The organism is Staphylococcus equorum (genome assembly GCF_029531845.1).
GTDB classification, from domain to species: Bacteria; Bacillota; Bacilli; order Staphylococcales; family Staphylococcaceae; genus Staphylococcus; species Staphylococcus equorum_C.
Genome location: NZ_JAMBPV010000004.1, coordinates 23,776 through 46,095 on the forward strand (window position 1 = coordinate 23,776; position 22,320 = coordinate 46,095).

The 22,320-nt window shown below is 34.2% G+C and carries 21 protein-coding genes and 1 tRNA gene; 19 read left to right on the plus strand and 3 right to left on the minus strand.

Annotation, left to right across the window (positions count from 1 at the left end):
• Positions 1-11: 11 nt before the first annotated feature.
• The 9 genes from hprK (at position 12) to M4L39_RS06320 (ending at position 9,074) form a co-directional block, all read left to right on the plus strand.
• The gene (hprK, locus tag M4L39_RS06280; RefSeq protein ID WP_002508270.1) at positions 12-947 is read left to right on the plus strand and encodes an HPr(Ser) kinase/phosphatase; all 936 of its coding nucleotides are present in this window, start codon (positions 12-14) and stop codon (positions 945-947) included.
• 3 nt (positions 948-950) lie between these two features.
• On the plus strand, positions 951-1,787 hold the full coding sequence (lgt, locus tag M4L39_RS06285; RefSeq protein WP_277581269.1) for a prolipoprotein diacylglyceryl transferase: 837 nt from the start codon (positions 951-953) through the stop codon (positions 1,785-1,787).
• Positions 1,788-1,796: 9 nt separating this feature from the next.
• On the plus strand, positions 1,797-2,273 hold the full coding sequence (locus M4L39_RS06290; protein WP_277581270.1) for an acyltransferase: 477 nt from the start codon (positions 1,797-1,799) through the stop codon (positions 2,271-2,273).
• A 24-nt stretch (positions 2,274-2,297) separates the two neighbouring features.
• A complete protein-coding gene (locus M4L39_RS06295) occupies positions 2,298-3,734 on the plus strand; it encodes a tetratricopeptide repeat protein (protein ID WP_277581271.1) in 1,437 nt (478 codons plus the stop codon).
• 65 nt (positions 3,735-3,799) lie between these two features.
• A complete protein-coding gene (trxB, locus tag M4L39_RS06300; protein ID WP_277581272.1) occupies positions 3,800-4,744 on the plus strand; it encodes a thioredoxin-disulfide reductase in 945 nt (314 codons plus the stop codon).
• Positions 4,745-5,070: 326 nt separating this feature from the next.
• Positions 5,071-5,997 (plus strand): RNase adapter RapZ, encoded by a 927-nt coding sequence (gene rapZ / locus M4L39_RS06305; protein WP_277581273.1) that lies wholly within the window; start codon positions 5,071-5,073, stop codon positions 5,995-5,997.
• Positions 5,984-6,982: a gluconeogenesis factor YvcK family protein gene (locus M4L39_RS06310; protein ID WP_277581274.1), complete on the plus strand. Its 999-nt coding sequence runs from the start codon at positions 5,984-5,986 to the stop codon at positions 6,980-6,982. The genes rapZ and M4L39_RS06310 overlap by 14 nt, the downstream gene beginning before the upstream one ends.
• A gap of 44 nt (positions 6,983-7,026) precedes the next feature.
• A complete protein-coding gene (whiA, locus tag M4L39_RS06315; protein ID WP_277581275.1) occupies positions 7,027-7,974 on the plus strand; it encodes a DNA-binding protein WhiA in 948 nt (315 codons plus the stop codon).
• Between the two features lie 254 nt (positions 7,975-8,228).
• Positions 8,229-9,074 (plus strand): YitT family protein, encoded by an 846-nt coding sequence (locus M4L39_RS06320; RefSeq protein WP_277581276.1) that lies wholly within the window; start codon positions 8,229-8,231, stop codon positions 9,072-9,074.
• Between the two features lie 216 nt (positions 9,075-9,290).
• On the opposite strand, the gene M4L39_RS06325 is transcribed toward M4L39_RS06320, so the two are convergent.
• Positions 9,291-9,362: transfer RNA gene (locus M4L39_RS06325), tRNA-Arg, on the minus strand.
• 152 nt (positions 9,363-9,514) lie between these two features.
• On the opposite strand from M4L39_RS06325, the gene clpP reads away from it, so the two are divergent.
• Entirely contained in the window at positions 9,515-10,099 is a 585-nt protein-coding gene (gene clpP / locus M4L39_RS06330) for an ATP-dependent Clp endopeptidase proteolytic subunit ClpP (protein ID WP_065337555.1), read from the plus strand.
• Between the two features lie 87 nt (positions 10,100-10,186).
• Here clpP and M4L39_RS06335 read toward each other — a convergent pair whose 3' ends face one another.
• Positions 10,187-11,083 (minus strand): TIGR01777 family oxidoreductase, encoded by an 897-nt coding sequence (locus M4L39_RS06335; RefSeq protein ID WP_277581277.1) that lies wholly within the window; start codon positions 11,081-11,083, stop codon positions 10,187-10,189.
• Between the two features lie 860 nt (positions 11,084-11,943).
• On the opposite strand from M4L39_RS06335, the gene M4L39_RS06340 reads away from it, so the two are divergent.
• On the plus strand, positions 11,944-12,612 hold the full coding sequence (locus tag M4L39_RS06340; protein ID WP_277581278.1) for a DUF4887 domain-containing protein: 669 nt from the start codon (positions 11,944-11,946) through the stop codon (positions 12,610-12,612).
• A gap of 329 nt (positions 12,613-12,941) precedes the next feature.
• On the opposite strand, the gene M4L39_RS06345 is transcribed toward M4L39_RS06340, so the two are convergent.
• Positions 12,942-13,169, minus strand: coding sequence for a hypothetical protein (locus M4L39_RS06345; RefSeq protein ID WP_277581279.1), 228 nt, complete (start codon positions 13,167-13,169; stop codon positions 12,942-12,944).
• Positions 13,170-13,547: 378 nt separating this feature from the next.
• On the opposite strand from M4L39_RS06345, the gene M4L39_RS06350 reads away from it, so the two are divergent.
• The 8 genes from M4L39_RS06350 (at position 13,548) to secG (ending at position 22,204) form a co-directional block, all read left to right on the plus strand.
• Positions 13,548-14,564, plus strand: coding sequence for a sugar-binding transcriptional regulator (locus M4L39_RS06350; RefSeq protein ID WP_277581280.1), 1,017 nt, complete (start codon positions 13,548-13,550; stop codon positions 14,562-14,564).
• A gap of 53 nt (positions 14,565-14,617) precedes the next feature.
• Entirely contained in the window at positions 14,618-15,625 is a 1,008-nt protein-coding gene (gene gap, locus M4L39_RS06355) for a type I glyceraldehyde-3-phosphate dehydrogenase (protein ID WP_057512816.1), read from the plus strand.
• 131 nt (positions 15,626-15,756) lie between these two features.
• A complete protein-coding gene (locus M4L39_RS06360; RefSeq protein WP_277581281.1) occupies positions 15,757-16,947 on the plus strand; it encodes a phosphoglycerate kinase in 1,191 nt (396 codons plus the stop codon).
• 77 nt (positions 16,948-17,024) lie between these two features.
• Positions 17,025-17,786 carry a triose-phosphate isomerase gene (gene tpiA, locus M4L39_RS06365; protein ID WP_277581282.1) on the plus strand — a complete coding sequence of 254 codons (762 nt, stop codon included), beginning with the start codon at positions 17,025-17,027 and terminating at the stop codon, positions 17,784-17,786.
• A 1-nt stretch (position 17,787) separates the two neighbouring features.
• On the plus strand, positions 17,788-19,305 hold the full coding sequence (gene gpmI, locus M4L39_RS06370; protein ID WP_277581283.1) for a 2,3-bisphosphoglycerate-independent phosphoglycerate mutase: 1,518 nt from the start codon (positions 17,788-17,790) through the stop codon (positions 19,303-19,305).
• A 185-nt stretch (positions 19,306-19,490) separates the two neighbouring features.
• Positions 19,491-20,795, plus strand: coding sequence for a surface-displayed alpha-enolase (gene eno / locus M4L39_RS06375; protein WP_021339867.1), 1,305 nt, complete (start codon positions 19,491-19,493; stop codon positions 20,793-20,795).
• A 645-nt stretch (positions 20,796-21,440) separates the two neighbouring features.
• Positions 21,441-21,902 (plus strand): hypothetical protein, encoded by a 462-nt coding sequence (locus M4L39_RS06380; RefSeq protein ID WP_277581284.1) that lies wholly within the window; start codon positions 21,441-21,443, stop codon positions 21,900-21,902.
• Positions 21,903-21,970: 68 nt separating this feature from the next.
• The gene (secG, locus tag M4L39_RS06385; protein ID WP_277581285.1) at positions 21,971-22,204 is read left to right on the plus strand and encodes a preprotein translocase subunit SecG; all 234 of its coding nucleotides are present in this window, start codon (positions 21,971-21,973) and stop codon (positions 22,202-22,204) included.
• Positions 22,205-22,320 lie beyond the last annotated feature (116 nt).

Consider the following 22,320-nt stretch of genomic DNA (forward strand, 5'->3'; position numbering starts at 1 on the left):
AGAGGTGAACTATGTTAACTACAAAAAGTTTAGTAGACCGCTTTGAACTTGATCTCATTGTTGGAGAAGCAGGTTTAAACAAACAAATTAAAAATACAGATATTTCAAGACCAGGTTTGGAAATGGCAGGTTATTTTTCTCACTATGCTTCTGACCGTATTCAATTACTAGGTACGACTGAATTATCTTTTTATAACTTGTTACCAGATGAAGAACGCAAAGGACGTATGAGAAAGCTATGTCGTCCAGACACACCAGCTATTATCGTGACGAGAGATTTAGAACCACCAGAGGAACTTATCGCTGCAGCTAAAGAACTCGACACACCTTTAATTGCTTCGACGATTGCGACTACACAGTTAATGAGTCGTTTAACTACGTTTTTAGAACATGAACTAGCTCGAACAACGTCGCTTCATGGGGTGCTTGTAGATGTTTATGGTGTAGGCGTACTGATTACTGGTGATTCTGGAATCGGTAAAAGTGAAACAGCTTTAGAATTAATAAAACGTGGCCATAGATTAGTAGCAGATGATAATGTGGAAATTAGAGAAATCAGTAAAGACGAATTAATTGGGAGAGCACCTAAATTAATAGAACATTTATTAGAAATTAGAGGCTTAGGTATCATTAATGTAATGACATTATTTGGTGCAGGTTCGATTTTAACTGAAAAACGTTTGCGTTTAAATATTCATTTAGAAAACTGGCATAAAGATAAATTATATGATCGTGTCGGATTAAATGAAGAAAAATTACGTATCTTAGATACTGAAATCACGAAAAAAACAATTCCTGTACGACCAGGACGTAACGTAGCGGTTATTATAGAAGTTGCAGCAATGAATTATCGTCTGAATATTATGGGTATCAATACGGCAGAAGAATTTAATGATCGCTTGAATGCGGAAATATTACGAAATGGTAGCAACAGTGAGGAGAAATAGGAAATGATGACATTAAATTATATCAATCCAATTGCGTTTGAGCTTGGGCCTATTTCGGTACGTTGGTATGGCATTATTATCGCTGTTGGGATACTCTTGGGTTATTTTATTGCTCAAGAAGGTGTGAAACGTATTGGTTTTGATAAAGATACATTAGTTGATATCATTTTTTGGAGTGCAATATTTGGATTTATTATGGCGAGACTTTATTTTGTTATTTTCCAGTGGCCGTATTATATTCAAAACCCAATTGAAATTCCGATGATATGGCACGGTGGTATTGCAATACACGGTGGTTTAATAGGTGGTTTTGTCACAGGTATCATCATCTGTAAACAAAGAAATATTAACCCGTTTCAAATTGGTGATGTTATTGCACCTAGTATGATTTTAGGACAAGGTATTGGCAGATGGGGTAACTTTATGAATCATGAAGCTCATGGTGGCCCTGTTTCAAGAACATCCTTAGAAAACTTACATATTCCAGATTTTATTATTAATAATATGTACATTAACGGAAAATACTACCAACCAACATTTTTATATGAATCTATCTGGGACATTTTAGGTTTTGTTATACTGATCTTGCTTAGAAAATATTTACGTATAGGCGATACTTTCTGCCTATATTTGATATGGTATTCAATCGGCAGATTTTTCGTAGAAGGTATGCGTACAGATAGCTTGATGTTAACAAGTGACATTCGAGTGGCACAGTTAATGTCTATTATACTGATTATAGTAGGAATTGTGATTATGATTATAAGAAGAGTGAAATACAACGCACCAAGATATAAAGATGTTGGACCGTTAACTTGGTCAAACCAAAAAGTGAAGTGATAAAATATCATGCGTAATTTGAAAAAAGTGAAAGTTAAAGGTAATAATCCACTTTGGCATATGTATCGTTATGTTAGATATTTTAAAATATTTAAACAAACGATAATTATTGAAATTTGTAGGTACTTACCTCATGTGAAATTGAAACATTGGGTGTATCGCAATTTATTGAAAATGAATATTGGTGAAAACACAGCATTTGCTTTTAAAGTGGTCCCGGATTTATTATATCCAGAGTATATTTCCATTGGAAGAAATTGTGTGATTGGTTATAATACTACGATTTTGACACATGAATTTCTCGTTGACGAGTTCCGAACGGGATGTGTCCAAATTGGTGATAATACTTTAATTGGTGCGAATGTTACAATATTACCAGGTGTAAGCATAGGTGCAAATGTTAAAGTCGGAGCGGGTACTGTTATTTCAAAAGATATACCTGATTCGACATTAGCATATGGAAATCCCATGCAAATAAGAACTTAATGAATATTTAGGAGGTGATTATGGATGGCGCATAACGGCAAAGTAATACCAATGAAATTAGATAGTCAATTTTATAAAAAATTGGGAGACCAAAAATTTCTGCACCAAGATTATAAAAAGGCAGCAGAATATTATGGCAAAGTGCTGGATATGTCACCTCAAGATTTTGATGTAAAAGTAAAATACGCGGAATGTCTTGTGAATATTGGACTAAGTAGTAAAGCAGAGCACCTGTTTTATGAAAGTATTGCGCAACAAGAGTTAGTAGAAGAAAGTTATTTTCAGCTTAGTCAATTAAACATTACATTAAACGAAGCAAATAAAGCATTTTTATTTGGTATAAATTATGTCACGATATCTAACGATGAAGATTATAAAGAAGAACTTGAAGAGATGTTTGAGGTTGCTTATCATTCAGCTGAAAAAATTGAGATAGAAAGCCAACTGTTTGCGGTACAACTTATTTTCCAATACTTATTTTCTCAGGGACGATTACCCGAAGCACGTACATTTATCTTAAATCAAAACGATGAAATTCAAGAACATCGCGTGGTGCGTAATTTACTTGCGATGTGTTATTTATATATGAATGAATATGATATTGCTAAAGAAATGTTTGAACGATTGCTTAGTGAAGATAATACGGATGTACATGCATTATGTCATTATACTTTATTACTTTATAACACAAACGATAAAGAAAAATACCAACGCTATTTAAAAATTTTAAGTAAAGTTATGCCGATGAATGATGATGAGTCATTTAAGCTAGGCATCGTTTTATGTTACTTGAAACAATATGAAGCTTCGCAAAAAATATTACAACCACTTTATAGAAAAGGAAAATTCCTTTCCATCCAAATGTATAATGCATTAAGTTATAATAGTTACTATTTAAATAATATTGATGAAAGTAAATATTTTTGGTCGAAGTTGCAAGAAATGACTAAAGTAGATGTAGGTTATGCACCTTGGGTTATTGCTGAGAGTAAAATGTATTTTGACGAACAAGTATTGCCATTGTTACTCCATGACGATAGTCACCATAGGCTATATGGCATCTTTTTATTAAATCAGTTAAAAGGACGAGAAGTGCTTTTAACACAAGAGATTTGGACAGTGTTAGAATCTATGGAGGATTACGAAAAGCTATATCTTACGTATATTATTCAAGATTTAAAGTTAAATAAATTAGATTTCATTCATAGAGGCTTATTGATGTTATATGGTGTGAAATCATTGAAAAATAATGAAGAATTATTTATTGTATGGATTGATCAAGCAGAAGCAATTATATCTGAAAAGGTAGATTTAACAAATGTAAATGAATATATTGCAGCATTTGTGTATATGTATTATCGTAATGCTGATAGTAAAATAACAAAGCAACAAGTAATCGAATGGTTTGATATATCTTCGTATCGTTTAAATAAAACGATAGATTATTTAGTGAGCATATAAGTTTGAAAAATGCAAGAAATCATATATACTGCGCATAATGAATTATTAAACAGGAGGCAATTTAAATGGCTGAACAAGTGGATTTTGATGTGGCAATTATAGGTGCCGGACCAGCAGGCATGACTGCTGCAGTTTATGCATCACGTGCTAATTTGAGCACAGTAATGATTGAACGTGGTATGCCAGGTGGACAAATGGCAAACACAGAAGAAGTTGAGAACTTCCCAGGATTTGAAATGGTAACAGGTCCAGATTTATCAACGAAAATGTTTGAACATGCGAAAAAATTTGGTGCAAAATACCAATATGGCGATATCAAATCTATAGAAGATAAAGGTAATCATAAAGTGATTAACCTTGGTAATAGTGAAATTACTGCTCGTGCAGTAATCATTTCAACAGGTGCAGAATACAAAAAAATCGGTGTCCCAGGTGAACAAGAACTTGGCGGCCGTGGCGTGAGTTATTGTGCTGTATGTGATGGTGCATTCTTTAAAGGTAAGAAATTATTTGTTATTGGTGGCGGAGACTCAGCTGTAGAAGAAGGAACGTTCCTTACAAAATTTGCTGATAGTGTAACAATCGTTCACCGTAGAGATGAATTGCGTGCTCAAAAAATCTTACAAGACCGTGCATTTAAAAACGATAAAATCGATTTTATTTGGAGTCACACTTTAAAAACAATTAATGACAAAGATGGTAAAGTAGGTTCGGTAACATTAGAATCAACGAAAGATGGCACAGAACAAACACTAGATGGTGATGGCGTATTTGTATACATTGGTATGAAACCATTAACAACACCTTTCCAAGATTTAGGTATTACAAATGAAGTAGGCTACATTTTAACGAATGAAGACATGAGCACTAGTGTACCCGGTATATATGCAGCAGGTGACGTACGTGAAAAAGGTCTACGTCAAATTGTAACTGCAACTGGCGATGGAAGTATCGCAGCACAAAGTGCCATTGCATTTATCGAACATTTAAACGATACAATTGAAGCGTAAATAAATTGTATTATTGATGAAAAAAATTATGAACTAGAAAAGATCATAGAAAAATTCAGTCATAGCTAGAATGTCATACTTACGATTTATAAGTAAGTTATAACATTCTAGCTTTTTTACATCATGAAACAGCTATAGAGTTATAATCTTGGTAGATAAAACTACTACCTTAGTCGTTTTTCATGTAAAATATAATGTGATAATATTAAAGCGTTAGACTAATATTGAGAAAAATGAAATATATTGTATAAATGCTAATATAAATAAGCTATTAACAGGGTAGAACTAATTTTGCGATTAAAATAATCAATGGATGGTGTAAAGAGATGCAGCGAGAAGAAAAAGAAAGAGTAAAGAGTGAATTGTTGGTTGTGACTGGTTTGTCAGGCGCTGGAAAATCTGTGGTCATTCAGAGTTTAGAAGACATTGGATATTTCTGTGTAGATAATTTACCGCCGATTCTTTTACCAAAATTTGTAGAATTGATGGGGCAAGGAAATCCTTCTTTACAAAAAGTAGCGATCGCCATTGATTTAAGAGGTAAGGAACTATTTAAGTCTTTAATTAAAGAAATGGATCAGATTAAGAGTAACTCAGAAGTTATTGTTGATTTAATGTTCTTGGAAGCTTCAAATGAAAAATTAATCTCTCGTTATAAAGAAACACGTCGAGCACATCCTTTAAATGAAAAAGGTCAGCGTTCATTGATTGAATCTATTGAAGAAGAACGTGAATTGTTGGCTGAAATTCAGAGTTTAGCGAATTATACGATTGATACATCGCAAATGACACCGAAAGAATTACGCAAACGCATGGGAGATTATTTTAATCAAAGTAACTACCAAACATTTAATATTAATGTAATTAGCTTCGGTTTTAAACATGGAATACAAATAGATGCGGATCTTGTATTTGATGTGAGATTTTTACCTAACCCGCATTATGTTGATGAGTTGAGACCATTAACTGGTGAAGATGAAGCAGTATATAAATATGTAATGAAATGGAAAGAAACAAATATTTTTTATGAAAAATTAATGGATTTACTGAAATTTATGGTACCAGGTTATAAAAAAGAAGGGAAATCTCAACTTGTTATTGCAATAGGTTGTACTGGTGGCCAACATCGTTCTGTCGCACTAGCCAAACGTATCGGAGCAGAACTCAGGGAGAGTTTTGACTATAATGTGTATGTGCAACATAGAGATGCACATGTCGAAAGTGGCGTGAAACAAAAAAATGAAAAGAATTAAACTTGTACTTATAGGTGGAGGTACGGGTTTATCCGTTTTAGCACGTGGTTTAAAGGGTTATCCGATAGATATTACAACGATTGTCACAGTAGCCGATGATGGTGGTAGTACGGGTAAAATACGAAGCGAAATGGATATACCTGCTCCAGGAGATGTACGAAACGTTATTTCGGCATTAAGTGAAACAGAATCAACAATAGAGCAATTGTTTCAATATCGTTTTAAAGAAAACCAAGTCGAAGGTCATTCTTTAGGTAATTTACTCATTGCTGCTTTAACCAACATCAATGACGATTTCGGACATGCTGTGAAAGAACTTAGTAAAATTTTAAATATTAGAGGTCGTGTTATTCCTTCTACCAATGCGAGTGTTCGTTTGAATGCAGTAATGGAAGATGGAGAAATCGTATGTGGTGAATCTAATATTCCGAAAAAGAATAAAAAGATTAAACGCGTATTTTTAGAACCAGAAGATGTTGAGCCGATGGAAGAAGCTGTTGAAGCAATTGAAGAAGCAGATTTAATCGTATTAGGTCCTGGCTCACTTTATACGAGTGTGATTTCTAATTTATGCGTGAAAGGTATTACTACCGCACTGCTAGGTGGAGACGTCCCTAAACTATATGTTTCAAATGTGATGACACAACCAGGTGAAACAAATAGTTACTCTGCAATCGATCATGTGAACGCTATACATGATCATGTTGGTCAGAACTTTATCAATTACTCTATCTGTAGCACGCAATCATTTACTGAAGATGTTCTAAAGCGCTATAGGGAAGATGGGGCATCACCAGTGAAATGTAATATGAATCATATGGAACAACAAAATATTAAAGTGTTTACACACCCTAATTTAGTAGAAGTTTCTGAAGAATATTATGTACGTCATAATACTGAAGTGTTATCTAAAATGATTTATGAAATAGCTATGAGAGAAACTGACACGATTGAATTTACGCGTAATAAAGAAAATGATGAATAATAACTAAGTGATATCATTTAGTTAAAGAAGGGACTGATTAATCTATGAGCTTTGCATCCGAGATGAAGAATGAACTAACTAGAATAGAAGTAGATGAAGAGAATGCAAAAGCAGAGCTCAGTGCGCTTATTCGCATGAATGGTGCACTCAGTCTTTCCAACCAACAATTTGTTATTAACGTACAAACTGAAAATGCTACTACGGCGAGACGTATATATTCGTTAATTAAAAAAGTGTTTAATGTTGAAGTGGAACTACTTGTGAGAAAGAAAATGAAATTAAAAAAGAACAATATCTATATCTGTCGCATTAAAGTACGTGCAAAAGAAATATTGGATGAATTAGGGATTTTAAAAAGTGGTGTCTTTACGCACGAAATTGATGAAGCATTGATTCATGATGATGAAATGAGAAGAAGTTATTTACGTGGAGCATTTCTAGCTGGTGGTTCAGTAAATAATCCAGAAACATCATCTTACCATCTAGAAATATTTTCGTTATATGAAGACCATTCTGAAGGTATAACACAGTTGATGAATAAATATGAATTGAACGCAAAGCATCTCGAACGAAAAAAAGGTAGCATTGCTTATTTAAAAGAAGCGGAAAAAATTTCTGATTTCTTAAGTTTAATCGGTGGATATCAAGCACTTTTAAAATTTGAGGATGTCCGCATTGTGCGTGATATGAGAAACTCTGTTAATAGATTGGTGAATTGTGAAACTGCTAATTTAAATAAAACGGTGAGTGCCGCTATGAAACATGTAGAAAGCATTCATTTAATTGACCAAGAAATTGGTCTAGATAACTTGCCTGAAAGATTACGTGAAATTGCAAGGCTAAGAGTAGAACATCAGGAAGTTTCACTTAAAGAATTAGGTGAAATGATGACTTCTGGAAATATATCTAAATCTGGTGTGAATCATCGATTGAGAAAGTTGAATGAAATGGCAGATAAATTGAGAAGTGGCGAACCGATAGAACTGAAGTAATGTGTTTTACAGTTTTGAATTTACCTTTGACCTTTCAATACTGGCTTTGAGGAATTTTAAGCGCATTATTAAAAATAAATCTAGTCATACGTGAATTAGTTATGCTAGAATTACTATAAAATAATTGTATAATTTAATCATTGACGCCTCCATAAAGAGGTGTCTTTTTTATATAATAAATATAATTTATGAGGCGTAATAGTAATAGAACAATGATTAAGCCCTATTGTTGCTTGAGTCGAAGGAGTGAGTTAATGTCAAAACTGTTTAATAAGTATTCTAAAAATATTATGCTTTGTATAATTGGTACGTTTATTAATGCAATAGGTGTCAATTGTTTTTTACTTGGATCTAACTTAGGAGATGGGGGCACTGTCGGCATCTCTCTAGCCCTATTATATTCATTTGGATTGTCTCCTGCTTGGACATCATTAATTATCAATACGCTCGTAGTTTTTATTGGTTGGAAATTTTTGAGTAAAACAACTGCAGTATATACAGTTATAGCAAATACGTCACTTTCACTGTTTTTACATTTAACTGAAAATATAAATCTTGGTGTGGACAATTTTGTGATTAATGCAGTGTTTGGTGGCGCTATTATTGGGATTGGCGGAGGTTTGGTCATTGCTACAGGTAGTACACTTGGAGGCACCTCAGTCATAGCTAAGATTATTAATAAATATTCAGAAATCAAAACATCTCAAGGTATCTTTGTATTGGATGCACTCGTCGTTCTATCTTTTTTGATGGTACTTCCATTACAAAATGTGTTATTTACAATCATTATGCTATTTGTAACCGAAAGAGCGACATCGTTTATCATAGAAGGGTTTAATCCTAAAAAAGCAGTTACTGTTATATCAAGTAAAAGTGAAACAATTAGCGATAAAATTAATGCTTTTACAGGTAGAGGTTCTACGATATTAACTGGTAAGGGCGGCTATGCTAAAAGTGAGACACGTATGCTTTACGTCGTAGTGCCACAATCTCAAGTAACGAGAGTTAAAAAGCTTGTTAACGAAGAAGATGAAAAGGCCTTTTTAGTAATCCATGATGTGAGAGATGTCTTAGGTAGTAGTTTTATAAATGTAAAATAAAGTTATAAAAGCCTTGTGTTAAAAATGAAAAGCAATTGTCTTGCATAGATATTTAGCATATTATAAACTGCAAAGATTACTAGATATATTGAAAACGGGTATATGGTACACGTATTGAATGGAAGGGATATTTTTAAATATTAAAAACAAAACCCGATATCATAGATGTGTTAGTAACCTATGACATCGGGTGATGTTAAGAAAATTTTATGTAAGTCCCCTCGAAGGGAATCGAACCCCCATTTTAAGAACCGGAATCTTACGTGTTATCCATTACACTACGAGGGGTTAAAAAACAAGCTAATACAAGTGTACAAATCTTAGAAGTAACGGTCAATAAGAATAATATAAGTTTCGTGAAATTTCGAGCTTAATTTTTGACCATATTTGACTTTTGAGTTAAAATAAATTTATCAATTAGAAATGAGGAGGCAATATTAATGAATTTAATACCTACAGTAATTGAAACAACAAACCGTGGGGAACGTGCATATGACATTTACTCACGTTTATTAAAAGACCGTATTATTATGTTAGGTTCACAAATCGATGATAATGTAGCAAACTCTATTGTTTCACAATTATTATTCCTACAAGCACAAGATGCTGAAAAAGATATTTATCTTTATATCAATTCACCAGGTGGAAGCGTGACAGCTGGATTTGCAATTTATGACACAATCCAACACATTAAACCAGATGTACAAACAATCTGTATTGGTATGGCTGCCTCAATGGGTTCATTCCTACTTGCAGCAGGGGCAAAAGGTAAACGTTTTGCTTTACCAAACGCTGAAGTAATGATTCACCAACCACTTGGTGGTGCGCAAGGTCAAGCAACTGAAATTGAAATTGCTGCGAATCATATTCTTAAAACACGTGCCAAATTAAACCAAATTTTAGCAGACCGTACTGGTCAGTCTATTGAAAAAATTGAAAAAGATACTGATCGTGATAATTTCTTATCAGCTGAAGAAGCTAAAGAATACGGTCTAGTTGACCAAGTTATGGTACCTGAAGCATAACGCTAAAATTAATATAAAAGTTTAATAAAAAAGACAAGCCGCATCATGTGGCTTGTCTTTTTTATTATTTATTGTTTTTCTCATTTATTATTGTACTAAATCTTCTAAAGCTATTTTTAAATCCGGATATTTAAATTTAAAATCTATAGCCTGTAATTTATTTGGGATTACTTTTTGCGTGTCTAGTACAACTGTAGACATTTGGCCTAACGCTAATCTTAATGCTAATGCAGGCACCCAAGTAATGTGTGGGCGGTGCGTGACACGTGCTAGCGTATAGCCAAATAAATTTTGATGTTCAACAATAGGCGCTGTAAAGTTGAAAACGCCCTGTGCATTTTCAGTGTTAATTGTATAGAGAATGGCTCTTGTTAAATCATCTAAATGAATCCAAGAATACCATTGTCTACCTGAGCCAAGTTTACCACCAAGATAAAATTCATATGGTAGTTTCATCAACGGTAAGGCGCCTCCATCTTCTGCAAGAATCATGCCAAATCTACCGATTACAACACGTGTGCCTAATGATTCAAACTGACGTGCACGACGTTCCCATTGGTAAACTACTTCTGATAAGAAATCAAATGGGAGTGATTGATATAATTCTGTATAAGTTCGATCGTAATCTGGTTTGTAATAACCAACGGCACTTGCATTGAAGAATACTGAAGGTTTTTGTTTGCGATTTTTAAACAAATCGAATAATGCTTGCGTAGACTGTAAGCGGCTCAACATAATTGCTTGTTTATGTTCTTTTGTCCAACGTTTCATTAAGCTTGCGCCTGCAAGATTAATAACAATGTCAATATCAGGAATTTGAGATTCCCAATTTGTTTTGGACCAATTAACGTATGTTATTTTGGGATGCGAAGTTGATTTGTTTTGTCTAGTTAGAATCGTTATATGCGCGTCACTTTGTTTAATAGCCTCAACGAGTTGGGTACCAACCATACCTGTGCCACCTGTTATTAAATAGTGTTTCATTATATCACCTCATAAAATAGTAATGCTTTGGACTGTAATAATTAAAAACAACTCAAGCTAATAGCTTTTTTAACTGACATAATTCTTTCGAAAATTGTTCAAGAATATGTCATTTAGTCATCTTAAGAAGTATTTAAAATAATATTGGATGCCGTTATAATAAAGGTACCTTCGATATTAATTAATCATCTCTTAATTATTTCGAGTATACCCCATAATATACTAACGAAGGTAAAATTTTGACTCCCTTTAGTAGTGGCCTATGCGATTATCGTATAGGCCTATATTTATATGCTAACGTAGTTAAAGGTTTATAACTATCTTTTTATTTGTACATCGCTTATATTAACCTGTCTCTAATAAGAATTTTTAAGTTCTAATATTAGATGAAAAGAAAAATTAAACTAAATGTAACTAATAGAAGGAAAATAATAGAACTAAAGAAAAAATAGTGCTTTTTTGAAGTGGACTTTGGCTCATAGTTATCATTTTCAACCATCATCTGGCGAAGACCTTTTTTGTTGTGGTGACCGTGCTGCTCTAAATCATTTAATAAATCATGTTTATTCATATTTAGCTCACATCCTGTTATGATAATAGTGAAACATGTAAAGTAACATTTGAAATTAAATAAAAGTATTGAAAATATAGTTTGATTTAGATTAATATTAAACTGAATCATAAAATATTAAGGTATATCTATATTTTACAATAGATATGACATCAAGATAACAGCCATATTAAAAAATAGTTAATCGGTTTGATTAGTATAAAAAATAGTGTAAAATATACATTTGATAATGAAAGTACATTTAGAATAAATATAAAAGTTATGATATAAATTGAAGTGAGGGGAGCTTATGCCAAAGCATAATCAAAATAACAAGAAAATGAGCAGTTTTGCAAAAATTGTGAGCGCGATTATTGTCTTGTTATTAGTAGGTGGATTAGTTTTTGCCATTTTTGCCTTTGTAGATCATTCGAAACAAGCCGATGAACGTTTAGCTGATCAAAAGCAAGAAGAAGATAAGAAAAAAGAAAAGACTAAAGAAGAAAAAGATAAGAAAAAAGAGAAATCAACAGAAGAGTCACAAGAGACTCAACAAACACAACAAACGGAACAAATTCCATCAACACAACAAACGGAACAAACACAACAGACGCAACAACAAACACAACAACCTGCAACAGCTGAACGCACAACAGAAGAAGAAAAAGACACTCCTGAGAAAACAAAAGAAGCAACAACTGAAGAACGCTCTACCGAAGAGCAAACAACAGAGGAACGTACTACTGAAGAACGTACTACCGAAGAGCAAACAACAGAGGAACGTACAACTGAAGAACGTACTACTGAAGAACGTACGACAGAGGAACAAACACCTGAGCCATCTACAGAAGAAAGAACTTCAGAACCTTCAACAGAAGAGCAAACACCTGAGCCATCTATGGAAGAAAGAAGTAGTCAAGCCGATACACAAGAAAGATCATCACAAAACAGTAACTCAAATTCATCAGAAGAAGAATAACATCATTCATAGCCATTCAGAAGATATAGTTGCATAATACCTTAAAAAGAAGCTGAGACATATCACGTGTCTCAGCTTCTTTTTTTTATTGGCAGTGGCTGACTGAAGTGAAAATGCGCTTATATCAAGCTTTTTGTACTTTTAGTCAGCTGTGCCGGGGCTGGGACGACGAAATTTTATTAGAAAAAATAGATTTCTGTCCCACTCCCATTTTTTATGTGCGTTTTCTACAATGGCAGACTTTATTTTAAAAATACATTTTAATTAATTTGAAGCGCAAGGTGTTTATAATTTCAAATAAAGTAAAAGATAATGTGAATCAGGTTCAATTAAAATAGGAAGTTTAATAAGAAAGTAAGTAGTGATGACAAAAGTATTAAAGTGATGCAACCACTTAAACAACCGAATGGGCCACAACCACAACCGACATTTTTTGTGTAATTATATGATTGGTGTGTACCAGCGTATGGTTTTTGACTATGCTTATTAAAATGATCTGGGTCTTTATATCGTTGATCATCGGGATCGATAACCTCTGGTTGATCTTTTTGTGACATAGTTTTTCCTCCAAAATAGTATTATAAAACTATTTTAATGATAATAGGACAACCATTCAATCATTCGTGCTTGTAAAAGCATATGAATGTGAATAATGTGTGTTTTTTCTCAATACTTACAATTAAAAAATATAAAGTATGTATGATTAATTGATGTTTTTAGCGGGTATTAATTTATTGTAGGCAGTTACAAAAGTAACTAAAATTTTAATGGTCAATAGTTAATAATTAACAGATAGGTATTTCTCTTGCAATTTGAAAAATATAGTAGTAGTATTGCTGTTATAAGAGGTTATATTTTTTTGTCCCGCTAGGGACGTAAAAAGTCAATCTATGGTTAGAACTTGACCCTTTAAATGGAAATGGAGGTGGATAGTAGTGAAGGACTTGATAAAAATTCAACAAAAGTTAGTTCCAGAAATTGTTGAAAAGATGTATCGTCGTTTTTCAATACTCACTACTATCTCCAAGCATCAACCCGTAGGTAGACGTAGTCTAAGTGAATACATGGATTTGACTGAACGTGTACTTCGTTCTGAAACAGATATATTGAAGAAACAAGAACTTATCAAAGTTAAACCGACAGGTATGGAAATAACTGAAGAAGGTGAAACAACCGTTCGTCAATTGAATAGCTATTTCAATATTTATTCAGACGACCATCATCTTGCGCAAGTTATTAAAGAGCAATACAACATCAAAGAGGTTTACGTCATACCTGGCGATTCAGATGCTGACAAAACAGTTAAAGTTGAATTGTCACGTCAGGCCGGCCAACTTGTAGAAGATATTCTTTACGAAAACGCAATAGTGGCTGTGACTGGTGGCTCAACGATGGCATACGTCAGCGAAGCCATGCACAAGCAACCGTACAATGTATTATTCGTACCCGCACGTGGAGGTCTTGGTGAGAATGTTGTATATCAAGCAAATACGATTGCTGCAAGTATGGCGCAGCAAACGAACGGTGATTATACAACATTGTATGTACCAGATAATGTAAGTGAGACAACATACAATACACTTATGTTAGAACCCTCAGTCATCCATTCACTTGAGAAAATTAGAGAATCGAATATTACAATCCACGGCATTGGTGATGCGCTGAAGATGGCGCGAAGACGTCAATCACCTAGTGAAGTTATAGAGAAACTTCAACATCACAATGCCTCGGGAGAAGCATTTGGATATTATTTCGATGATCAAGGTGACATCGTCCATAAAGTGAAAACGATTGGACTACAGTTAGAAGATCTTGAGTCGAAGAAGTTTATCTTTGCTGTAGCTGGGGGTAAATCAAAAGGAGAAGCTATTAAAGCTTACCTTTCAATTGCACCCAATAACACTGTATTAATCACAGACGAAGCTGCAGCAAGAGTAATCGCAAAACAATAGTAATAAAAGGTGAAAAACACTTTTTAAATATCATTTTAAAGGAGGCCATTATAATGGCAGTTAAAGTAGCAATTAATGGTTTTGGTAGAATTGGACGTTTAGCATTTAGAAGAATTCAAGACGTAGAAGGTATTGACGTAGTAGCAGTTAACGATTTAACAGATGACGAAATGTTAGCGCATTTATTAAAATATGACACTACACAAGGTCGCTTCACAGGAGAAGTTGAAGTAGAAAAAGACGGATTCCGTGTAAATGGTCTAGAAGTTAAATCATTCTCAGAACCTGAACCAAGTAAATTACCTTGGAAAGACTTAGATATCGATGTTGTTTTAGAATGTACTGGTTTCTTCGCTGATAAAGAAAAAGCAGAAGCTCACATTGACGCTGGCGCTAAAAAAGTATTAATTTCTGCACCAGCAACAGGCGACTTAAAAACAATCGTTTATAACACTAACCACAGTGAATTAGACGGTTCAGAAACAGTTGTTTCAGGTGCTTCATGTACTACTAACTCATTAGCTCCAGTAGCTAAAGTTTTAAATGATGACTTCGGCTTAGTTGAAGGTTTCATGACTACTATTCACGCATATACTGGTGACCAAAGTACTCAAGATGCTCCGCACAGAAAAGGCGACAAACGTCGTGCACGTGCAGCTGCTGAAAATATCATCCCTAACTCAACAGGTGCTGCTAAAGCAATTGGTTTAGTAATTCCTGAAATCGATGGTAAATTAGACGGTGGCGCTCAACGTGTTCCAGTTGCTACTGGTTCATTAACTGAACTTACAGTTGTATTAGAAAAAGACGTAAGCGTTGAAGACGTTAACGCAGCAATGAAAAACGCTTCAGACGAATCATTTGGTTACACTGAAGACGAAATCGTTTCTTCTGACGTAATCGGTATGACTTACGGTTCATTATTCGATGCAACACAAACACGTGTTATGACAGTTGGAGATCACCAATTAGTTAAAATAGCTGCTTGGTACGATAACGAAATGTCTTACACTTCACAATTAGTTCGTACTTTAGAATATTTAGCTGACCAATCTAAATAATTCAGATTTAAAAATTAATTTAACAAGCTTAGATGTTGTTAAATTTAAACAATAAGCTTAGGAGTAAGCGGGGAGCACATCGCTTCTCCGCTTATTTTACTTTATTGTTCCATTCAGAGGAGGAAGCTTATATGGCTAAAAAAAATGTAACTGACATAGAATTAAAAGGTAAAACTGTACTTGTACGTGCAGATTTTAACGTACCAATGAAAGACGGTGAAATCACTGATGATAACCGTATCGTTCAAGCATTACCAACAATAAAACATATTATTGAGCAAGGTGGCAAAATAGTATTATTCTCTCACCTAGGTAAAGTTAAAGAAGAAAGTGATAAAGCAGAATTAACTTTAAAACCAGTTGCTGAAGCATTAACAGAAAAATTAGGTAAAGACGTCGTGTTTGTACCTGAAACACGCGGCGAAAAATTAGAACAATCTGTTAAAGCACTTAATGAAGGCGATGTACTTTTAGTTGAAAATACACGTTATGAAGACGTTGATGGTAAAAAAGAATCTAAAAACGATTCTGAATTAGGCAAATACTGGGCTTCACTTGGAGATGTATTTGTAAATGATGCTTTCGGTACAGCTCACCGTGAACACGCGTCTAACGTTGGTATCGCATCTAATTTAGAAACAGTTGCAGGATTCTTAATGGAAAAAGAAATTAAATATATCGGTGGCGTAGTTGAAAACCCTGAAAAACCTGTAGTTGCAATTCTAGGTGGCGCTAAAGTTTCTGACAAAATTGGTGTTATTACGAACTTATTGAAAATTGCTGACAAAGTACTTATTGGTGGCGGAATGTCATACACATTCTTCAAAGCACAAGGTAAAGAAATTGGCTTATCGTTATTAGAAGAAGATAAGGTTGATTTTGCTAAAGAATTACTAGATCGTGCAGGTGACCAAATTGTATTACCAGTTGATTGTAAAATTGCTAAAGAATTCTCAAATGACGCTGAAATCACAGAAGTATCTGTTGATGAAATCCCAGCTGATCAAGAAGCAATGGACGTTGGACCAAAAACAGTAGAATTATTCAAAGAACAATTACAAGGTGCGCATACAGTTATATGGAACGGACCAATGGGTGTATTTGAATTAAGTAATTTTGCTAAAGGTACAATTGGTATTTGTGAAGCAATCGCTGAGTTAAAAGATGCTAACACAATTATCGGTGGCGGTGATTCAGCTGCAGCAGCAATTTCATTAGGATACGCAGACGACTTCAGTCACATTTCAACTGGTGGCGGTGCTTCATTAGAATATCTTGAAGGTAAAGAACTACCAGGCGTTATCGCAATTGCTAACAAATAATTGCACGACTAAACATACAAGACATGATTAGAGATTTTAAAATATTAATCATAAATTACTAATAGGAGTGTTATATAATGAGAAAACCAATTATCGCAGGTAACTGGAAAATGAATAAAACAGTTCAAGAAGCTAAAGATTTCGTTAATGCATTACCAACATTACCAGACACTAAAGAAGTAGAATCTGTAATCTGTGCGCCAGCAATCCAATTAGACGCATTAGTTACTTTAGTAAATGATGGTAAAGCACAAGGATTACAAATCGGTGCTCAAAATGCTTACTTCGAAGATAATGGCGCATTTACTGGTGAAACTTCTCCAGCTGCATTAGCAGACCTTGGCGTTAAATATGTTGTTATTGGACATTCAGAACGTCGTGAAATCTTCAAAGAAACTGACGAAGACATTAACAAAAAAGCACATGCTGTATTTAGCCACGGTATGACACCAATCATTTGTGTTGGCGAAACTGACGAAGAACGTGAAAGTGGAAAAGCGAATGAAGTTGTTGGCAACCAAGTGAAAAAAGCAGTAGAAGGTTTATCTGAAGAGCAACTACAACAAGTAGTTATTGCTTATGAACCAATCTGGGCTATCGGTACTGGTAAATCATCAACTTCTGAAGATGCAAACGAAATGTGTGCATTTGTAAGAGAAACAGTTGCTGAGTTATCTAGTCAAACTGTAGCAGACGCAACACGTATTCAATATGGCGGTAGTGTTAAACCTAACAACATTAAAGAATACATGGCTCAATCAGACATCGATGGCGCATTAGTAGGCGGGGCATCACTTAAAGTGGATGATTTTGTACAATTGTTAGAAGGTGCAAAATAATATGGCGAAACAACCAACTGCATTAATTATTTTAGATGGTTTTGCAAACAGAGAAACAGAACATGGTAATGCTGTAAAACTAGCTAATAAGCCTAATTTCGACCGTTACTACAGTAAATATTCAACAACTCAAATCGAAGCAAGTGGTTTAGATGTTGGTCTTCCTGAAGGTCAAATGGGTAATTCAGAAGTTGGTCATATGAATATTGGTGCTGGACGTGTAGTTTATCAAAGTTTAACGCGTATCAATAAATCTATCGAAGACGGTGATTTCTTTGATAATGAAGTATTAAACAATGCAATTCAACACGTTAAAAACAATAATTCAGCGCTACATCTCTTTGGCTTATTATCTGATGGCGGTGTTCATAGTCATTATAAACACTTATTCGCATTATTAGAATTAGCTAAAAAACAAGGTGTTGAAAAAGTCTATGTTCACGCGTTCTTAGATGGACGTGACGTAGATCAAAAATCATCGCTTAAATATATCGAAGAAACGCAAGCTAAATTCGATGAACTTGGCATTGGGCAATTTGCATCTATTTCAGGACGTTATTACGCAATGGATCGTGATAAACGTTGGGATAGAGAAGAAAAAGCGTACAATGCAATCCGTAATTTTGAAGGTGAAACTTTTGAATCAGCTAAAGCTGGTGTTGAAGCTAACTACGAGAAAGATTTAACAGACGAGTTTGTTGAACCATTTATCGTAAAAGACCAAAATAACGGTGTGAATGATGGCGACGCAGTTATTTTTTATAACTTCCGTCCAGATAGAGCAGGACAACTTTCTGAAGTCTTTACAGACAAAGCTTTCGAAGGTTTCAAAGTTGAACAAATTAACGATTTATTTTATGCAACGTTTACAAAATATAACGACAATGTGAAAGCAGAAATCGTTTTTGAAAAAGTTGATTTAACAAATACAATCGGTGAAGTTGTTCAAGACAATGGTTTGAAACAATTACGTATTGCCGAAACAGAAAAATTCCCGCATGTCACTTATTTCATGAGTGGTGGACGTAATGCTGAATTTGAAGGCGAACGTCGTCGTTTAATCGACTCACCAAAAGTTGCAACTTACGATCTTAAACCAGAAATGAGTGCATACGAAGTTAAAGATGCATTAATTGAAGAATTAAATAAAGGTGACTTAGACTTAATCTTATTAAACTTTGCCAACCCTGACATGGTTGGACACAGTGGTATGCTTGAACCAACGATTAAAGCAATAGAAGCTGTAGACGAATGTCTAGGCGAAGTGGTTGATAAGATTACAGAAATGGGTGGCCACGCTATCGTTACTGCAGATCATGGTAACTCAGACATGGTATTAACAGATGACGATAAACCAATGACTACGCATACGACAAATCCAGTTCCAGTTATTGTTACTAAAGAAGGCGTAACATTACGTGATACGGGTCGTCTAGGTGACTTAGCACCAACATTATTAGATTTACTCAATGTAAATCAGCCAGAAGATATGACTGGTGAATCATTAATCAATCATTAATTTAAAAACAGAATCATGTCTTGATGTTATAAACTTGGATATTTTATAAAAAATTTCCGATAACTTGTAACATCATATACTCAATTCGATCTAATTAAATTACTTTGTATTTATAGTATTTAAAGCTATAATGAAGATGAAATTTAATATTTCTAAACTACTTATTTATAAAGGAGATTATAAACATGCCAATTATTACAGATGTTTACGCTCGCGAAGTCTTAGACTCACGCGGTAACCCAACAGTTGAAGTAGAAGTATTAACTGAGAGTGGTGCTTTTGGTCGCGCATTAGTTCCATCAGGTGCCTCTACTGGTGAACACGAAGCAGTAGAATTACGTGACGGTGATAAAGACCGTTACTTAGGTAAAGGTGTTATTAAAGCAGTTGAAAATGTAAACGAAATTATTGCACCAGAATTAGTTGAAGGTGAATTTTCAGTTCTAGAACAAGTATCTATCGACAAAATGATGATCCAATTAGATGGTACTGAAAATAAAGGTAAATTAGGTGCTAACGCTATTCTTGGTGTATCTTTAGCAGTAGCTCGTGCAGCAGCCGATTTATTAGGCCAACCACTTTACAAATATTTAGGTGGATTCAACGGTACACAATTACCAGTTCCAATGATGAACATTGTTAATGGTGGTTCTCACTCTGATGCACCAATCGCATTCCAAGAGTTCATGGTATTACCAGTTGGAGCAGAAACATTTAAAGAATCATTACGTTGGGGAGCAGAAATTTTCCACAACTTAAAATCAATCCTTAAAAATCGTGGTTTAGAAACATCAGTTGGTGACGAAGGTGGATTTGCTCCTAAATTCGAAGGCACTGAAGATGCTGTAGAAACTATTTTAGAAGCAATTAAAGCAGTTGGCTTAGAACCAGGTAAAGATGTATTCTTAGGTTTTGACTGTGCATCTTCTGAATTCTTTGAAGATGGCGTTTATAACTACGCTAAATTCGAAGGTGAAAATGGTAAAAAACGTAATGCTGAAGAACAAGTTGACTTCTTAGAAGAATTAGTTAACAAATATCCAATCATCTCTATTGAAGATGGTATGGACGAAAACGACTGGGACGGTTGGAAAGTATTAACTGAACGTATCGGTGATCGTGTACAATTAGTAGGTGACGATTTATTCGTTACAAACACTGTTAAATTAGAAGAAGGTATCGAAAAAGGTATCGGTAACTCAATCTTAATTAAAGTTAACCAAATCGGTACTTTAACTGAAACATTTGAAGCTATTGAAATGGCTCAAAAAGCTGGTTACACAGCAGTTATTTCTCACCGTTCAGGTGAAACAGAAGATACTTCAATTTCTGATATCGCTGTTGCAACAAATGCTGGTCAAATCAAAACAGGTTCATTATCAAGAACAGACCGTATTGCTAAATACAACCAATTATTACGTATTGAAGATGAATTATACGAAACTGCTAAGTTTGACGGACTTAAATCTTTCTATAACTTATCTAAATAATACCGCTTAAAAATTAAAGAGTTCACGCGCTAACACGCAAGTCATACATGGCTTGCGTGTTTTTTAAAGAAGACCTTACCACTTTAGTGGTTAGGTCTTCTTATGCAATAGCGAAAGCTATTGTAATCCTCAGGTGGCCACTTTAGTGGTTAGGTCTTCTTATGCAATAGCGAAAGCTATTGTAATCCTCAGGTGTCCACTTTAGTGGTTAGGTCTTCTTATGCAATAGCGAAAGCTATTGTAATCCTCAGGTGTCCACTTTAGTGGTTAGGTCTTCTTATGCAATAGCGAAAGCTATTGTAATCCTCAGGTGACCACTTTAGTGGTTAGGTCTTCTTATGCAATAGCGAAAGCTATTGTAATCCTCAGGTGGCCACTTTAGTGGTTAGGTCTTCTTATGCAATAGCGAAAGCTATTGTAAACCGCAGAATAACTTTCTCAATGGGGACAGCCTTAAAGAAATACCTCCGTACGTATGAAGATGTATGAAATACTAGACGAATAGAATTCGTATTGCTTCTTTGTAATGCCGTTTTATAATCTATGCTACATAATTAATATAGTAAGAGTTGTTTAAATTGTTCATCTTTCACTATGAAACTGATATAATTAAAGATGTAAATCATAGAAGGAGCCTTAATTTATATGGATGTAAAACCTAAATCAAGAGAAACGAAAACGGCTCATCTGATTGCTTATAGTTCATTAATCATCGCTATTCTTTATGCAATACATTTATTTGTTGTTTTAGATGGTAGTGTAATTAAACAATTACTTTTAAATAGTGAACAAAAGCCATCGGAAAATGCTGTTGGAACAATTAAAAATAGTTTTCAATTTACAGGTATAATGTACATATTAGCTAACTTAGTAGGTATCATTGCCATTTGGAATAGACATACACACCTATGGTGGTTTATGTTTGCTGTATTCATGTCACAAATCTTGTATAATGTAGTTAATATCGGTCCAGTATATGGAGCAATATTAGATGTTAAAGCAGGAATGAATTTAATTCCCTTAACGCTAGTGTTAATCATGTCATTTGTAGTAGCGATTTATATGTTAGCTGTATCTATTAAACGTAAGAGTACGTTCAATAGATAGTAGTTTGCTAAAGAACACGAACGTGTGGTATAATGCGATTCGTATATAATGAATGGAGGGCAATTTTCATGCATACAGTAATGATGATAATTTTAGTTTTAGTATGTATTGCATTAGTAACTGTTGTACTACTCCAAGAAGGTAAAAGTAATGGACTATCAGGTGCGATAAGTGGTGGCGCCGAACAGTTATTTGGTAAACAAAAGCAACGCGGTGTCGATTTATTCTTGCATAGATTAACAATTATATTGTCTGTCATTTTCTTCTTGTTAATGTTAGGCATAAGTTATTTTGGTTTATAAGGTCCGACAATGTTAAAGTCGGGCTTTTTTATTTATAATAGATATGTTGTATTCTAAAAAGAATTTTATAAAAATTAATTGACTCGCAATTAAAAGCATAAGCGAAAGGGTTGAAT

Coding starts and splice junctions, on each gene's coding strand:
- hprK (WP_002508270.1), top strand. CDS start 12: ATGTTAACTACAAAAAGTTTAGTAGACCGCTTTGAACTTGATCTCATT.
- lgt (WP_277581269.1), top strand. CDS start 951: ATGATGACATTAAATTATATCAATCCAATTGCGTTTGAGCTTGGGCCT.
- M4L39_RS06290 (WP_277581270.1), top strand. CDS start 1,797: ATGCGTAATTTGAAAAAAGTGAAAGTTAAAGGTAATAATCCACTTTGG.
- M4L39_RS06295 (WP_277581271.1), top strand. CDS start 2,298: ATGGCGCATAACGGCAAAGTAATACCAATGAAATTAGATAGTCAATTT.
- trxB (WP_277581272.1), top strand. CDS start 3,800: ATGGCTGAACAAGTGGATTTTGATGTGGCAATTATAGGTGCCGGACCA.
- rapZ (WP_277581273.1), top strand. CDS start 5,071: ATGCAGCGAGAAGAAAAAGAAAGAGTAAAGAGTGAATTGTTGGTTGTG.
- M4L39_RS06310 (WP_277581274.1), top strand. CDS start 5,984: ATGAAAAGAATTAAACTTGTACTTATAGGTGGAGGTACGGGTTTATCC.
- whiA (WP_277581275.1), top strand. CDS start 7,027: ATGAGCTTTGCATCCGAGATGAAGAATGAACTAACTAGAATAGAAGTA.
- M4L39_RS06320 (WP_277581276.1), top strand. CDS start 8,229: ATGTCAAAACTGTTTAATAAGTATTCTAAAAATATTATGCTTTGTATA.
- clpP (WP_065337555.1), top strand. CDS start 9,515: ATGAATTTAATACCTACAGTAATTGAAACAACAAACCGTGGGGAACGT.
- M4L39_RS06335 (WP_277581277.1), bottom strand. CDS start 11,083: ATGAAACACTATTTAATAACAGGTGGCACAGGTATGGTTGGTACCCAA.
- M4L39_RS06340 (WP_277581278.1), top strand. CDS start 11,944: ATGCCAAAGCATAATCAAAATAACAAGAAAATGAGCAGTTTTGCAAAA.
- M4L39_RS06345 (WP_277581279.1), bottom strand. CDS start 13,169: ATGTCACAAAAAGATCAACCAGAGGTTATCGATCCCGATGATCAACGA.
- gap (WP_057512816.1), top strand. CDS start 14,618: ATGGCAGTTAAAGTAGCAATTAATGGTTTTGGTAGAATTGGACGTTTA.
- M4L39_RS06360 (WP_277581281.1), top strand. CDS start 15,757: ATGGCTAAAAAAAATGTAACTGACATAGAATTAAAAGGTAAAACTGTA.
- tpiA (WP_277581282.1), top strand. CDS start 17,025: ATGAGAAAACCAATTATCGCAGGTAACTGGAAAATGAATAAAACAGTT.
- gpmI (WP_277581283.1), top strand. CDS start 17,788: ATGGCGAAACAACCAACTGCATTAATTATTTTAGATGGTTTTGCAAAC.
- eno (WP_021339867.1), top strand. CDS start 19,491: ATGCCAATTATTACAGATGTTTACGCTCGCGAAGTCTTAGACTCACGC.
- M4L39_RS06380 (WP_277581284.1), top strand. CDS start 21,441: ATGGATGTAAAACCTAAATCAAGAGAAACGAAAACGGCTCATCTGATT.
- secG (WP_277581285.1), top strand. CDS start 21,971: ATGCATACAGTAATGATGATAATTTTAGTTTTAGTATGTATTGCATTA.